Origin of the sequence: Candidatus Sulfuricurvum sp. RIFRC-1 (genome assembly GCF_000310245.1) — a bacterium.
Classification (GTDB): domain Bacteria; phylum Campylobacterota; class Campylobacteria; order Campylobacterales; family Sulfurimonadaceae; genus Sulfuricurvum.
Window position 1 is genome coordinate 1,175,132 of sequence record NC_020505.1, and the last position, 15,453, is coordinate 1,190,584.

The window sequence follows — 15,453 nt, forward strand, 5'->3', positions numbered from 1 at the left end:
TTAGCGAACGATCACTTCTACACGACGATTTTTAGGTTCCGGCACACCATCTTCGGTTGGAACGATGGGATCATTTTCTCCATACGATACCACACTGGAACGTTCCATATTGACGTTTCGCTCATGCAAAAACTTCTCAACGGCATGCGCACGTTCGAGCGCGAGTTCATAGTTTTTATCCGCATCTCCGTCACGATCGGAATGACCGATTATATCGATAGAGGCAGGATCATATAAAGCGATAGTTTTAATCAGTTCTTCTACCTGATCTTTCGATGATTGTGCTATTTCTGCCGTTCCCGGTTCAAAATAGAAGAGCGTTGATACCGCCTTACTCGGAAGATTCCCCAGTACGTCAGCGTATTTTTTATTGACACTATCGGGATCGAGCTTTTCAACCTCGCTTGGTTTTTTATCCGGTGCACTCAGGGTTGTCGCATAATAAGGCTGATCAATTGTTACTTTACCTAATTGGGTTGAAACATCAATCGCATTATGGGAGGTATTGTTTTCAAGCAATATCACTGTAGTAGAAGGCTCAGAGGTGATAAACGGCAGGGACAAAATAAATGCACTCCAAATCAATAACGCTTCCATCATTCAACCTCTACTACAAATTTAGTTCCGCGAATTCCGACAACTCCTTGCGGTACTTTGAAACTTACTTTTTCAGGAGCCAATTTACCGATTCTGCCTGATTCAAATACTGCACTTCCTTTGTGAAGCGACAAATCAAAACGGAAGGCTTTTTGAGAAGGGGCAAAGAGATAATCATCAATCTCCAAAATACTTTTTGATCCAACGGATATACGGGTTCCATCATTAAATGATAGTCCGGTTCCCCCTTTTTCTTCCGTCTGTATTACATCATGTGAAAAGAGTTTTTCCCCTTTTTTGGCAGGGTGAATTGTATTTTCTCTTTTGATGCTGACATCACCTTTGAGACTTTTAATAAATGCAACCGATTCTTGTGCCTGAGCAGACAATGCAAGCGTCAAAACGAGGGCAAAAACTTTCCATATCATTCAATCTCCTTGATAGCGTAGAGGGGGGTGTTTTTCTTCGAACAACTTTATCGTATATCGACTTACAATCCATTTTAATCAATTGTTTCACTTCTTTAGAAAGTTTAAAATGAACCTAGACTATAATATCCCTAATTTTACGTGAGGGTTATTGATTTGAAAAAACGTTTAGCAGTTGCATTCACAGGTCCCTCAAATAGCGGCAAAACTACCTTGATCCTCAAAGTAGCACGAAAATTGATCCATGAACACAATTTAGAAGTCGCTATCATCAAAAATGATCCGAAAGATAAAGCTCAGTTTGATGTTCCGGGAAAAGACAGCTATAAATTCAGTGATACGGGAGCCGAGGTTATCGTCACCTCCCCTACCCGTACCACCTATTTTTCGCAACGTCACAAAGAGTTGGACGAATTGGTCGCTCTTTTCGGTGAGTTTGACGTATTGCTCGTTGAGGGGTTGAAAAATCTTCCGCTTCCGCGTATCAGTATCTTTCGAGGGCACATCGATACCGACTACTTTCCGTATATGAACGCTTTAGCGATCGATGAGAGTATAGATACGGCGCATTATGATATTCCTCATGGAATAGACATCCTCGATCTCAACAACCCCGATCAGGTGATCGAGTGGATTTTAGCTCACGCAAAGGTTATAGAATGAATGTTATTTTAGAAGCGATCCAAAAAAGCGCTATTCGGATTAAAAACGCCATTGATGTTAAAGATATCGGCTACTCTCAAGAACAAAACAGCTCCGGTGAAACTCAGCTTCAACTCGATATCCAAAGTGATTTGATTATCGAAGAGGAACTGAGCCGTGTCGAAGGTGTTCATACGATTGCCAGCGAAGAGAAAGAACACCCGATGGTGCTCAACGAAAACGGTCACTATTTTATTGCCTTTGATCCGCTGGATGGTTCATCTCTTGTCGATGTTAATCTCAGTGTCGGATCAATCTTCGGTATTTATGAGGGTGAATTTACTCCGAGTAAAATGGTCGCGAGCTGTTATGTCGTCTATGGACCGCGTGTTGAGTTGGTATTTGCGGATGAGCATAATGTTTCTCTCTATCTGCTTCAAAACGGTGAGTTTGAGTTTGTTAAGCATATTCAACTGAATGAAAAAGGGAAAATCAATGCACCGGGCGGAACGCAACAATGTTGGGCTCCTTTTCATAAAATCATGATTGACAGTTTCTTCGCTCGCGGCTATCGCCTCCGCTACTCCGGCGGTATGGTTCCCGATCTTCATCAAATCCTCCTCAAAGGGGGCGGTTTGTTTAGTTATCCGGGCGCAAGTGATAAGCCGGAGGGGAAACTTCGAATGTTGTTTGAAGTATTCCCTTTTGCCTTTATTTTTGAAAAAGCCGGTGGAAAAGCGATCGACGGTACAGTACGTGTTTTAGATAAAGAACCTAAACACGTTCACGATACCAGCCCCTGCTTTTTCGGTTCAAAAGATGAAATTAATGAGGTTATGAGTGTCTATGCCGGACAGCAATAATGAATATGAAGAACTATTGGATGAAGCCATAAAAATTCTCCAAGAGTGCCAACAAGAGCATGATTTAAGCAGTTGCTATGTGTGTGAAAAATGTATCGGTTGCGAAATCCGCACCAAATACATTCGAAGTGTGTATGAGAGTATGTCCAAAGGTGAAACCGGCGGGTTTGATTTTTAATACAACGATTGAATTTCTTAAGGATAAAAAACAACAATGAAGAATTACATTACGACTCCTATCTACTACGTCAACGGCGAAGCCCATATAGGTCATGCTTACACTACGTTCATTGCAGACACACTTGCACGTAATTCACGTCTAATCGGAAATGAAACCTATTTTCTCACCGGAACGGATGAACACGGTCAAAAAATCGAAGAAGCGGCTAAAAAACTGGAAAAACCGACGCAACAATTTGCGGATGAGATCAGCGCAACGTTTCGTACTCTTTGGGACGAATTTGAAATTAGTTACGATCAGTTTATCCGCACAACCGATGCATCGCATAAAGTAGGCGTTCAAGCCGCATTTCTTAAGATGTTTGAAAACGGCGATATTTACAAAGATTTTTACGAAGGAAACTATTGCGTCAGCTGTGAGACCTTCTTCCCTGAATCTCAGCTCATGGAAGGCGGATGTTGTCCTGATTGTGGAAGAGCAACTACAATTCTCAAAGAAGAGAGCTACTTTTTCAAACTCTCCAAGTACGAAAAACCGTTGTTAGAGTATTATGAAGCCCATCCAGAATTTATTCTCCCGAAATCACGCCGTAATGAAGTGATCAGTTTTGTCAAAGGGGGTCTTAACGATCTCTCCGTAACCCGAACCAGCTTTAGCTGGGGAGTACATCTGCCTGAATCACTTAATGAGCCGCGCCACGTTATGTATGTATGGCTCGATGCACTCATGAACTATGTTACCGCACTCGGATACGGTTCGGATGAAGCAAAAATGGAATTTTGGCCTGCAACAACTCAGCTTGTCGGTAAAGACATTCTCCGTTTTCATGCGATTTACTGGCCGGCATTTTTGATGAGTCTCGGATTGCCTTTGCCGCGCCATATCGGTGCACACGGATGGTGGACACGTGATGGTGAGAAGATGTCAAAATCCAAAGGAAACGTCGTTGACCCACGCGAAGTTGCCAAACACTACGGCGTCGAAAACTTCCGCTATTTCATGATGCGTGAAGTACCGTTCGGTCAAGACGGAGATTTCTCACAACGTGCCCTGATTGACCGTATGAACTCCGATCTCTCTAACGATTTAGGGAATCTTCTTAATCGTATCATCGGGATGTCTGAAAAGTACTCCGATTTTGTGATCAACAGTATCGATGTAGAGAAATATCATGCTAAAGAGCTAAATGACGCTCATGCCATCTTAGACTCTTTGGAAACCTATTTAGGTGAATTGCAGCTTCACCGTTACCTTGAAGAACTCTGGAAAGTCTTTACCATCGGCAATAAAGCGATTGAAGAGCATGCACCTTGGGTTAAGATCAAAGAGGGACGCAATGATGAAGCACTCGCTACGGTTGCCTTGGTCGCTAACCTGTTGGCTAAAGCATCAGTAATGCTCAACTCTATCATGCCGAATACCACAGCGACAATTGCCGATGCACTCGGATTTGAGATTACAACTGAGAGTTATAACCGTCTCATCCTCGATAAAGGACTTCTGGAAACCTTTACAATCAAAAAAATCCCTCCGCTTTTCCCGCGTGTGGATGAACCGTTGATGCAAGAGGCTCCAAAAGCGATGATTGATGAAGCACCTAAAGCAGAGCCGAAACCTAAAATGGAAGATAAAAAAGAATCTACCGTTTCCGAAGACGGTCTTATCACTATCGACCAGTTTTTCCAAACCTCGATCAAAATCGGAACTGTTTTGGATGCCGAAGAGGTCCCTAAAAGCTCCAAGCTCCTAAAGCTCAAAGTTGATTTGGGTGAAGAGTCAGCGCGACAAATCGTCGCGGGGATTCGAGAATACTACAGTGCAGAATCGCTCGTTGGAACTCAAGTATGTGTTGTTGCCAACCTCAAGCCGGCAAAATTGATGGGTCTTCTCTCTGAGGGGATGATTCTAGCGGCAAAAGACGCAGATGGGCTTTGTTTGGTTCGACCTGAAAAACCACGCTCATGTGGAAGTTCGGTTGGATGAGACTTGAGAATATCCTCGCACTGAGCAAAGGGACTCTTTTAGGAGATCCTTCGATCAGCCTTTTTGAAAGTGTCGTCTTTGATCCTTCCAAAGTAAAGCGTGGATCTTTTTTTATCGCTTATTCGCCGGAAGATATCCCTGAAGCGCTCCAAAACGGTGCGTATGGCGTTATGTTCGATAAACCGACCCAAATCAGCGACAGTGAAATCGCTTGGATTAAAGTTGACAATATTGATTTGGCACTGAAAAAACTCCTCCGTTTTTATCTCCTCGAAAAAGAGCTTCAGGTATATGCCTGTGATCCGATCACACTGCATCTCTCCTCTATGATTTCCACTCCGTCCAATTTTTGCAATGTTGAGGGATCGATGCGCGAGATTTGGGAAAAACTCTGGCCTCTGGAAAAAAAATCAATCGTCTTGTTTTCCCCTGCCCTCACCGATGCGGATATCTTTATTGAACACTCTCAACTTATCCGTGCTCAAGAAAAAACGATTACGATTATCGAGCAAACCCTCTTTGAAACCTCGTTTATCCACAATGATACCTTTTATGAACGGCAGATGCTCTCACCGTTCTTTATTCCGTATCTCGAACATATTCTCTTTTTTTATACCTTTTTGCGGATTCCGTTTCAGATACGTGGATTTAGTAAAATGGGACATTTTATCCCTGTCTTTACCAATTCGCGTTTAGAGAGCAAAGAGTTCGGCAGCAGTGATCGTGTCGTTATTTTTGAACCGCTTTTAGAGCTGATCGATGAGCAGATTGATTTTCTCGATGCTCAGGCCGCTTGGGCAAAAATTATCTATTTGATACCTGAATCGATGCGATCTTCCCTAACAATCGGGATAGAAAATATCTTTTTTTATCGTTATCCTGAAGAAGTTTTGTCCATCTTGCAATCAAAAAGCTTCCATTTTGCCCTTGTCGCAGGGGTAGATAAAGGGATTTTAAATCCGTCACGTTCGGCTATGAAACAGCTCGAACTGCTATTTTAGACTCTATCAGATAAAAAACTATTTTGTTTCCATAAAATAAAAACGTTTTTCTTCAAAAAGGGTAATACAAATATCAACTACTTCGGCATCCAATCTGATTCCCCGCTCTTTTAGAATCTCTTTTAATGCCGCGTCGATCCCTAATGCGGGTCGGTAAGGACGATGAGAAGCCATTGCTTCGACAATATCAGCGATGGTAAGAATGCGTGCTTCTAAAAGTATATTATCGCCTTTTAGACCAAAAGGGTAACCTGAACCGTCCATTTTTTCATGGTGTTGCTGAATAATTGTAGCAACCGGCCATGGAAATTCGATCCCTTTGAGTATCGCATACCCTGTTTCCGGATGGGTTTTTATCATTAAAAACTCAATATCGCTTAGTTTGGTAGGTTTACTCAGTATCTCTGCAGGAATTTGAATTTTTCCAACATCGTGAATCTGTGCCGCCAGACGCAACCCTTCAATTCTCTCATGTCCCATTCCCATCTCTTGAGCAATGGCACATGCGAGTGATGCGACCCGTTTTTGGTGACCTGCCGTATAAGGATCACGCATTTCAATCGTTGTGGCGATAGCGGCAACGGTATCGATGAGTAAATCTGCAATGGTTTGTTTATTTCGAAGCAGTGTTTCTTCGGCATTCACGCGCCATTTTTCTTCTTCAAAATTTTTCAAAGCAAATGAGATATCACCCACCATCTCTCGGAGCAACGTACGTATCTCTTCATCAAAAAAATCTTTTTGATCGGAGCAAAAAGTCAAGATACCACATGCCGATCTATCATTGCATAAGCGAAAATTGGCGAACGATCTGCTATTGTATTTTTTTCCAAGTTCATGACAGATTGTTAGATCGGCAGCAGGGTCGTCAATATCATTAATAATAAGATCAGAATTGTCTTGAAGTCCCTCACGGCAGAAATTCCCTTTTTGGTTTATAAGTGTTTTCAGATCAGCAATAAATTCCTCGTCTCCCCCACCCACAGATTGAAGCTCAAACTCTTCCGTTCGAGGATTGAAAGTAGTGATCCAACAATAATTAAACTTTCCATTCTCAATCGCAACCCGGCAAATTTCATCAAATAACTCTTGCGGTGTTACTGAATAGACAATTGCCTGATTGGTAAAACTAAGAGCGCTATAAAGCTCTTTTTGCCGAATCAAACGCTCTTCATTGGCTTTTTCTGCGGAAATATCCGTTGCTGTACTGATATAGCCTGTAATTATGTCATTCTCAATGATCGGTGCGACTTCTCCTAATATCCATACAAAACTTCCATCTGTTTTTTGAAGATGAACCTCTCCTGAAATCGGGGCGTCTAGCAAACATGGATCGTCTATACCTGTAATCTCCTGCCATTTTTTATTGGCATAAATGCATTGTCCCTGAGTATCGGTTCGTATGATTCCGATGGGTGCAACAGAGGCAAGGGTTCTAAAAAGCGATTCACTTTTGGAGAGTGATTCGAGTGTTTTCCGTTTTTCGGTGAGTATGTTGACACGCTCTATACCACGGCGGATCGCCGGCAATAAACGGGTAAAATTTTGTTTTAGGATAAAATCCTGAGCCCCTTCTTGCAATGCTATAACAGCCATTTCTTCACTGATCTTACCCGAGATCAAAATAAACGGGATATCAAGATCAAAACTCTTAAAAAGTTTTAACGCTTCCATCCCGCCAAATCCGGGGATGATAAAATCAGATAGGACGATATCCCATGAATCATTGCGCAACGACTCTTGCATCTTTTCGGCGGTATCGACACGAAAAAGGGTGACTTCCCATTCTCCGCGCTTCAACTCTCTCTCAAGCAATAGTGTGTCATCTTCAGAATCATCAATAACCAAAACGCGCAGTAACTCTTTTTCCATGAATTTTATACCTCTGCTGATTCGTTGGTCAGTAGCCAATACATCCCGATTTGGGTAACGGTGTCGATAAAGGTATCAAAATTGACGGGCTTTCGGATGTAGCTGTTAGCACCCAGATCATAACCACGCACAACATCCTCTTCTTGACGTGATGAAGTGAGAATAACGACAGGAACTCGCTTGAGAATAGGATCATGTTTAATCGCTTCGAGCACTTCGAATCCGCCAATTTTCGGAAGTTTTAAATCAAGTAAAATAAGTCTTGGATGATCTGCGGTGTTACGTCCTTCAAATTCCCCTTTCCCAAATAAAAAGTCCAATGCTTTAGCGCCGTCTTCTGCAACTATCACATTATTAATAACATGCCCCTTTTTTAGAGCCCGCAGGGTAAGCATTACATCATCAGGGTTATCTTCCACCAGTAAAATGTATTGATTGATCATGATTTGTCCTCCGTGTGTTTATAGGTTGATTCACTAAGCCCCAAAACAAAAAAGAAAGTAGACCCTTTTTCGATCTCACTCTCTGCCCAAACGCGGCCAAGATGCCGTTTGATAATCCGGTACACCATAGCCAAACCGATCCCGTTACCGGCAAATTCCTCTACCGTATGAAGACGTTGAAACGGTTTGAATAATTTATCCACATACGACATATCAAATCCCGCACCGTTATCTCGGATAAAAAAAACTTTTTCACCGTTTTGTGTCATTGATCCAAATTCGATTGTAGCGGTAGGATGCTGCGAGGTATATTTCCAAGCATTCCCCAAAAGATTATCCAAGACAATGTGCATGAGATTTGCATCGACATAACCGTTCAAGTCATTCCCGATAATAACTTCAACATGCCGTTCGGGATTCTGTCGTACTAGTTCCGAGATAATTTGACGTGCTATAACGCCTAAATCGATCGTAGAAGGGACCATCGAAGTACGGGTTTGACGGGAGAGCTGAAGCAGATCATCGATCAGCCCTCCCATCTTTTGACTCGCACTTCGGATACGGGAGAGATAATCTTGCGCCGTTGTATCAAGCTTGTCGCCATAATCTTCGAGAAGTGCCTGAGAAAATCCATCCGTCGCACGCAAAGGGGAACGCAGGTCATGTGATACCGAATAGGTGAATGCCTCCATCTCATCGTAAGCATTTTGAAGTGCGGCTGTACGTTCCAACACTTTACGCTCCAATTCGGCATTAAGGGTACGAATTTGATCTTCAGCACGTTTTTTATCTGTAATATCTCGAACAATTTTCGAGAGACCAATAATCTCTCCGTTTGAATTTTTTAGCGGTGCAAGAGAAATGGCAACATTCAACTCAATCCCTTTCTTAGAAATAAACACGGTTTCCAATTGCTCTAAAGATGCTCCTTCTAAAATATGATTACGGAGTTCTGCTTCTTTCGTTGCCCAATCCAAGCTATAAAGAAAAACCATCGGTTTACCGACAGCCTCTTCAATTGTGTAGCCAAAAAGCTTTTCAGATGAAGCATTCCACGTTAAAATAATCCCATTCGGCGATATTGTGATAATGGCATCCGCAGAAAAATCAACAATACTGGATTGTATTTCTCGACTGATAAAATTTTTGTTCTTTTCTGCAATAAAACGGATAAAATAGAGAAGGACAAATAACAATCCTCCCAAACGGATGAAGTGCCAATACCACCAATAAGATTCCCAAATTACCGAATTTTGAAAAAGAAATGCAGCACTCCCCAGCATGATGGTAAGGCCAATAAAATAGAGGTCTTTCGAGTCTTGCTCCATACGGTAGTAACGGATAAAAGAGTATGCCGCTAAAAAAAAGAACAAACCGGATAGATTATTTAAAACAATTTCACTTGTCGAGAAATAGCCATTGACGATTGCAGATGGAAGTATTTCGCTATTAAAAAGTAAAAAGATTGCAATACCTATTGAAACTATAGCTGTTGCGATAGGTATGCCATAATAGAGGAGAGAGGAAACTTTTTTTTCAGGAAGAAATACACTAAGGAAAAGGATACTCCCCAATAAGAGCCCAATCGTATGCAACCAAACAAAAAGTGATCCGGGGAGACTGATAGCATGAAACAATTCGAAAATTCCCATCGCAATAAGGGCAATGGAAGCAAAATGATAACGGCTTAAATATTGGGCATCATTGTCAAATTTAAAAAGGAAAAAAGCGAGAAAAAGGGCAATAATAGAGCCGGATGCTTCTACTGTCGCGTGAATAGGAACGCTTTCTTTTGAATTAGAAAAATCGAGTAACCATACCCCTATACTGCTTAAGATCAATATGCTGACCCATACACCGATAAGGTAAAAGATAATATTTTCTTTTTTCATCCTCAAATCCTATTTGAGTAGCTTTTATGATATTACATTATTCTATGTTAATATAAACTTGGAAAGAAAAATTTAATGCATCATCTGTGTACGTTTCAATTCTTTACGCAGTTCTCGCTCGTTTTCCAAAATACTCCGGACCAAAGCATGAAAATCAAGCGAATGGTTCATATGCCGTAAATGGGCTAATTCGTGAACAATAATATAGTCGATATGCTCATACGAGAGCTGCATCATCATCGTATTGAGGGTTACAATCCCCTCGCTGCTGCAGCTCCCCCATCGCCGCCGCATCTTTTTAAACCGTATCTCTTTGGGGTGTAAATTCATCTTTCGAGCATAATGCGATACACGTGAAGGGAGTGTTAAAAGTGCCTCATTTTTGTAGAAATGATGGTAATATTTTTCAATATCAATGGTATTTTTAGCTTTTTTGAGTGTTTCGGACAAATTTAAAAACTGAGTGATTGGGAGAGATTCTCCTCTGAACCGGATGGTTTCACCAAGGGTATGATAGGTCATTGTAGCGGATGCAATTACAGACATTTTAGAGCGAATCCAACTTTCTCTCTCACGCAAAATCATCCGAATCCGTTTTTCATCTTTGATTGGAGTCCGAATACATACCTCACCGTTATGGGTGATCGTGATATACGTATTACGGTTCCGGGGACGGTAGTGGATCGTTATGGGTGACGTGTAAGAATCAAACATACTCTATTGGATCAACCGCTCCGGCACGTTCAAAGCCACGTAAGCGCAATCGACAGCTGTCGCAAACTCCACATGCCCTCTCCTCGCTTTGATAACAGCTCCATGTCAAATGCAATGGTGCACCGAGAGCTAATGCTTCTTGTACAATCTGTGATTTTTGTAAACGGACAAGAGGCATTTCAATCGTCACCTTCGTGGAATCTTTGGTCCCCAGATTTGCCGCTTTGGTAAATGCTTCGATAAAAGACTCACGACAGTCAGGATAGCCGCTGCTGTCCTCTTCGACAACTCCGATGGCAATGGCAGAACACCCCTCTTTTTCGGCGATTGCCATAGCGATAGAGAGAAAAATACCGTTTCGAAACGGTACGTAGGTGATTGGAACCCCCGCTTCGATCCCACCCGTAGGTACATCGATACTATGATCCGTCAGTGCCGATGCCCCGATGGTTTTAAAAAAATCAAGATCGATCTCATATTTTTCACGCACCTCTAAGTCATTGCAGATAGAACGAAAAGATTCAAGCTCTTTATCCGCCGTGCGTTGACCGTAATTAAAATGGAGCGCTACAATTTCATAGCCGCGTGAACGCATGATGTAAGCAACGAGGGTTGAATCCATCCCGCCGCTCATAATACAAAGTGCTTTTTTCATGTTAAATATCCATAGATTAGAGGTATTTTTTTAAAATTGCTTCTTTTTTGGCTTTTGCACTCTCGATCAACGATTTAGCTTCTGCAAGTTTTACTCCAAGTGCTTCGATTTCAGTAACGATCTTTTTTTGAATCTTTAATGACGGAAGAGGAATTTTAAAATCTTCAAGCATGGTTTTAGTAATAGCTTCACGTGTAGTACCACCGCCAGCACTAAAAAGAAGTTCATTTTTGGCATGTGAACCTATAAGAATCTGATGTACATATTGAGGTAAAGCACTCTCATTAAGTCTTATAATAGAGACATGTTGATTAACACGTGCAGGCAAATATTGATTTTCTACTATGCAACATCGAGCGACAGATGCCCCAGTAATATTGAAAAGTATATCGTTTTCTTGAACGGTCACATTATCAAGCCTTTTTGCTTGTGTATCATCTATATATGCCAACCCTTTAATTTTAAAACCATCATCATAAATATTCATACTTCGTATCAAAGTAATCCCACTTTGTTTATAAGCTGATTCACCACCTAGAGGAGTTGCACCGCTTCCAATTTTAGAAGTGATCTCTTTTAATTTTTGTAATGGATATGATGATTGATAGATCTCTTGTATTTTTTGATCAATTTCGATTTTAATATCTTCTATAGTATTCTGAGCAAGAATGACCAAGTTGTCCACATCTTCGCACTCTTTTACTATTTGTTCCTGAATCTTAAGAGGTGGGAGAGGAATTTGAATATCGTATACATCATTACGATTTAGTCCAGGTACACCCGCTCCCTGCCCTAATGATTCTAATGGAAGTGCTAATAACACTAAGTATAGATATTGAAAATCTATTGCATTATTTTTACAAACAACATAATACGTCGTATCAATTGGACAACAATCTTTTTCTTGCCATACAACTTTTCCAACTGATCCTTTGCGTCCTACAATAATGGCTGGAGCTTTAACAATAAATTCATTGTGCCATCCTACTTGACCATTTGAACCCATAACAGGGAATTCGCCTTTAACTCTAACTTGTTCAGATAGACTCTTTCCATATTCTAATGAGCATATGTTCCCTATTTTTTCTAGTTCCCATTTACTCGCAATAACTACTTTTTTTTTAATATTGAGACTGATTGTATTTCTAAAACCTGTCCGTTCAAAATCGAGCATATCAACCAATCTAGCATACGAGATATTTTCTTTTAGAGTCTCATCGATTGGTTTGAATTCGCCTTTGTAAGCACTATAGATATAACTGCTCGCTCGTTTCTCATTGTCATAACTGTTCGGGTCGTAGAGCATCGTACATTCATCAATGGTTTTATCTCTTTGGATCGGATGAATCCCCTCACTACCTCTACGAGTACTAAATTCATAGCCCAAAAACTTTTTCTCATCGTTTTTAGAGCCTGTTTTAACAATGACCACTTTTTGCGGATAAGTGATAATGAAATAGAGCAGTTTTTCTTGTTCTTCCACTGAATTCTCAATAGTAGAGAAATATTCATCCTTGTGCATCCCCTCATATACATGAGCTAAATATTTCGACAAAGGAGTTTCTACACCGTTGATGGTGATGTCATTTTTATTTTCAAAAAGTTTGCTAATAGATTCTTTGATATTGCGATGGTCTGCATTATTTCGACGGCGTAAGAAAAGAACGACCGTATTGGTTCCCGTCGCCATAAAGGTGTTGGAACCCAGTTCCGTAATACCGATAATATCGAAGTATTTTAAGATAATCTCCCGTGCATCGGAGTAGATACCGCCATTACTCAAAATACTGCTAGGGAGAATAACCCCTGCTATTCCACCATCTTTGAGGAGCTGTTTGGTACGCTCGATAAACAGTGCTTCGATTTCGCTACTTTGATCGGTAAGTCGTCCATAAAGCTCAAAATTATTCGCAGATTTTTCACTGTTCATCATCCCTTTAAACGCACTCACTGAGTACGGGGGATTTGAAACAACGATATCAAATGCTTTATTATCTTGTTTATATGTTTTATCGGTGATTTTAAGCTTGTCTTTGTACTCTTTTGCCGTCTCAAAATCGGCTAATCCATCACCGTGGATAACTTTTGCTAAACCGTCACCATGGAGATAACAGCTCACTTTTGCCGTTTTCACGAGACGATAATCTTTTTCAATCGCATAAACATAATCTTCCGCCCAATCAAACTGATCGGCTTTCCATTTGGCTACCGATTTTGCCGCAACAGTGCTGAGTTTCGATTCGTCAATCGTATCAATGTAATTTTGTACCTCTTCCATGGACTCGGTGATAAAATGCCCACTTCCTGCACTATAGTCGATAATAACAGGCAAAAGATCGGTTTTATCCGCTTTCTCTATCTTGGCTTTTGCAATATCCACAAACGGGATACTTCGGATAATAAACCGTGCTACAGGTACAGGGGTAAAAAACTGACCAGATTCTTGTTTCAAACCTGTCGTAAGAAGTAATTCAAAGAAGTCGCTCAAAAATTGTTGGCGATAGTTGTAACGGATTTGATAGTTTTGCAGTAACTCAACTATTTCCTTTACTACGATGGCATTCTCATTAAATGAATCATCATCATAGACTTCTTTAATGGCAAATTCATTGTTCTTTTTGAGTCGAATTTCGGTCAAAATATCTTTAAATTTATCGCGATAAAGATCATCTACTTGCTGAAATTCTTTGTCAAACTGACTATCGCTGACATCGGTTACTTCTTTTTCTAAAAGCTCTTTCATCCCACGTGTATAAAGGTCAGATAACCGTTTTTGAAAGGAGATAGAGGTGTCTTTTCCCTCTAACCATTGGAAATGAAGCTCCTCATCAAGTGTTCTCGTTTCATCGATGATTTTGCATAAAAAGAGAGTGAAAATCTTATTAAAAGCATTAGGTTTATCGGATACCACATTGTGTCGAAGAATTTCCAAAAATCGGTTAAAAATAAAGCTGCTATCTTCGCTTTTTAATGCCTTCAAATCCTTTCGTGTCAATGCTTTGCTTACGAATCCATACGCTTTTGCTGATTCTTCAAAAATACCGTTATTTTTTGGCAATTTGTTCCAGCGATCATAAAAATCTTTTACATTTCCCGCCGCTCGGTATTCTTCTTCCACCTTTACAATTTGATTGGTATATTCGACATGTTTATCAGCTTCGTTATAGCGTGATGCGTAGAGAATCAAAATATCCGTATTATTGTCTTGTTGAAAATAGGTGAAAAGCTGTCCACCGTCTTTATTCAGATTTTTAAACTCTTTCTCAAATTCAGCTCCCCACGTCTTGCACTCAATCATCATGTAGGCTGTGCCGTCATTACGAGAAACCAAAATATCTAGCCGACCACTTGTGCCATGACCCGATGGGAAAACTTTTTCAAGGGTAATACGATTAGGTGCATATCCTTTTTCTATGAGCCTATCGACACATTCCAAGACAACCCAATTTTCTTTTTGTGAAAAATTCTGCGTTGTTTTACTCTCAGCTTGAATTAGATTTCCATAATTGAACTTTTCATTAACAAAATCTATTTCTATGGTGTAGTTATCAGCATATTTTTTATGGAAAATACCATTACTGTTTTCTTTGGAAGTGAAGCCTAAAGCAAGAAGAAGATTTTTTTCATTTGACACTGTATTCATTGCATTCTTTCACATCAATAGTTATAGTATTTATATAGCAAATATTGTACCTAAACATACCAAAATTAAATTTTACTTTGCAATTTGTCATATAAATAAAACGATATAATACCGCCATGATAGAACTTGATAACCGAACCGATAAAACCTATAATTTTCAGCTCCTAGAGCAAATCGCTGATACCCTGAGCGACCAAGAGATTGAGTTGATTCTCACCGATAACACCGAAATCGCCGAAATTAACCGTGAGTTTCGCGGCATCGACAAAGCGACGGATGTCCTGAGCTTTCCAAGTGAGCCGTTTCCGGGTGCACCGTTGGGGAGCATCGTCATCAGTGTCGATAAAGTCCAAAGTGTCGCCAATGATCTAGGCCACAGTGAAGACGATGAAATCGCCCTCCTCTTTATCCATGGCATCCTTCATTTGCTCGGATTTGACCACGAAATCGATAGCGGTGAAATGCGACAAAAAGAAGTAGAGTTGATCGAAAAATTTGCACTGCCAAAAAGCCTTATCGTTAGGACATTGGAAGAATAG

The 15,453-nt window shown here is 40.6% G+C and carries 14 protein-coding genes; 6 read left to right on the forward strand and 8 right to left on the reverse strand.

Annotated elements, in window-relative coordinates; translation table 11 throughout:
• Together B649_RS05920 and B649_RS05925 are read right to left on the reverse strand one after the other, a co-directional pair.
• A complete protein-coding gene (locus B649_RS05920) occupies positions 1–600 on the reverse strand; it encodes an OmpA family protein (RefSeq protein ID WP_291750959.1) in 600 nt (199 codons plus the stop codon).
• A complete protein-coding gene (locus tag B649_RS05925) occupies positions 597–1,025 on the reverse strand; it encodes a FecR family protein (RefSeq protein ID WP_015653605.1) in 429 nt (142 codons plus the stop codon). The genes B649_RS05920 and B649_RS05925 overlap by 4 nt, the downstream gene beginning before the upstream one ends.
• Positions 1,026–1,181: 156 nt before the next feature.
• On the opposite strand from B649_RS05925, the gene mobB reads away from it, so the two are divergent.
• From mobB to B649_RS05950, 5 genes are read left to right on the forward strand one after another with little or no spacing between them, the layout of a single operon-like run.
• A complete protein-coding gene (mobB, locus tag B649_RS05930; protein ID WP_015653606.1) occupies positions 1,182–1,688 on the forward strand; it encodes a molybdopterin-guanine dinucleotide biosynthesis protein B in 507 nt (168 codons plus the stop codon).
• A complete protein-coding gene (locus B649_RS05935; protein ID WP_015653607.1) occupies positions 1,685–2,530 on the forward strand; it encodes a class 1 fructose-bisphosphatase in 846 nt (281 codons plus the stop codon). Before mobB ends, B649_RS05935 begins: the two co-directional genes overlap by 4 nt.
• Positions 2,514–2,708 (forward strand): hypothetical protein, encoded by a 195-nt coding sequence (locus B649_RS05940; protein WP_015653608.1) that lies wholly within the window; start codon positions 2,514–2,516, stop codon positions 2,706–2,708. Before B649_RS05935 ends, B649_RS05940 begins: the two co-directional genes overlap by 17 nt.
• Before the next feature lie 36 nt (positions 2,709–2,744).
• A complete protein-coding gene (gene metG, locus B649_RS05945) occupies positions 2,745–4,694 on the forward strand; it encodes a methionine--tRNA ligase (RefSeq protein ID WP_015653609.1) in 1,950 nt (649 codons plus the stop codon).
• Positions 4,691–5,695, forward strand: coding sequence for a hypothetical protein (locus B649_RS05950; protein ID WP_015653610.1), 1,005 nt, complete (start codon positions 4,691–4,693; stop codon positions 5,693–5,695). Before metG ends, B649_RS05950 begins: the two co-directional genes overlap by 4 nt.
• 18 nt (positions 5,696–5,713) lie before the next feature.
• Here the strand turns inward: B649_RS05950 and B649_RS12180 are convergent, their stop codons facing one another.
• The 6 genes from B649_RS12180 to B649_RS05980 form a co-directional block, all read right to left on the reverse strand.
• Positions 5,714–7,567, reverse strand: coding sequence for an HD domain-containing phosphohydrolase (locus B649_RS12180; protein ID WP_015653611.1), 1,854 nt, complete (start codon positions 7,565–7,567; stop codon positions 5,714–5,716).
• Between the two features lie 5 nt (positions 7,568–7,572).
• Positions 7,573–8,010, reverse strand: coding sequence for a response regulator (locus tag B649_RS05960; RefSeq protein ID WP_015653612.1), 438 nt, complete (start codon positions 8,008–8,010; stop codon positions 7,573–7,575).
• A complete protein-coding gene (locus B649_RS12185) occupies positions 8,007–9,902 on the reverse strand; it encodes a PAS domain S-box protein (protein ID WP_015653613.1) in 1,896 nt (631 codons plus the stop codon). The genes B649_RS05960 and B649_RS12185 overlap by 4 nt, the downstream gene beginning before the upstream one ends.
• Before the next feature lie 72 nt (positions 9,903–9,974).
• Entirely contained in the window at positions 9,975–10,616 is a 642-nt protein-coding gene (locus B649_RS12190) for a SprT family zinc-dependent metalloprotease (protein WP_015653614.1), read from the reverse strand.
• Complete coding sequence (gene queC / locus B649_RS05975; protein ID WP_015653615.1) at positions 10,609–11,271, reverse strand: 7-cyano-7-deazaguanine synthase QueC; 663 nt, start codon at positions 11,269–11,271, stop codon at positions 10,609–10,611. The genes B649_RS12190 and queC overlap by 8 nt, the downstream gene beginning before the upstream one ends.
• Positions 11,272–11,287: 16 nt before the next feature.
• Positions 11,288–14,905, reverse strand: coding sequence for a restriction endonuclease subunit S (locus tag B649_RS05980; RefSeq protein WP_291750823.1), 3,618 nt, complete (start codon positions 14,903–14,905; stop codon positions 11,288–11,290).
• Between the two features lie 125 nt (positions 14,906–15,030).
• Here B649_RS05980 and ybeY point away from each other — a divergent pair, with 125 nt between their 5' ends.
• Positions 15,031–15,453, forward strand: coding sequence for an rRNA maturation RNase YbeY (ybeY, locus tag B649_RS05985; RefSeq protein ID WP_015653617.1), 423 nt, complete (start codon positions 15,031–15,033; stop codon positions 15,451–15,453).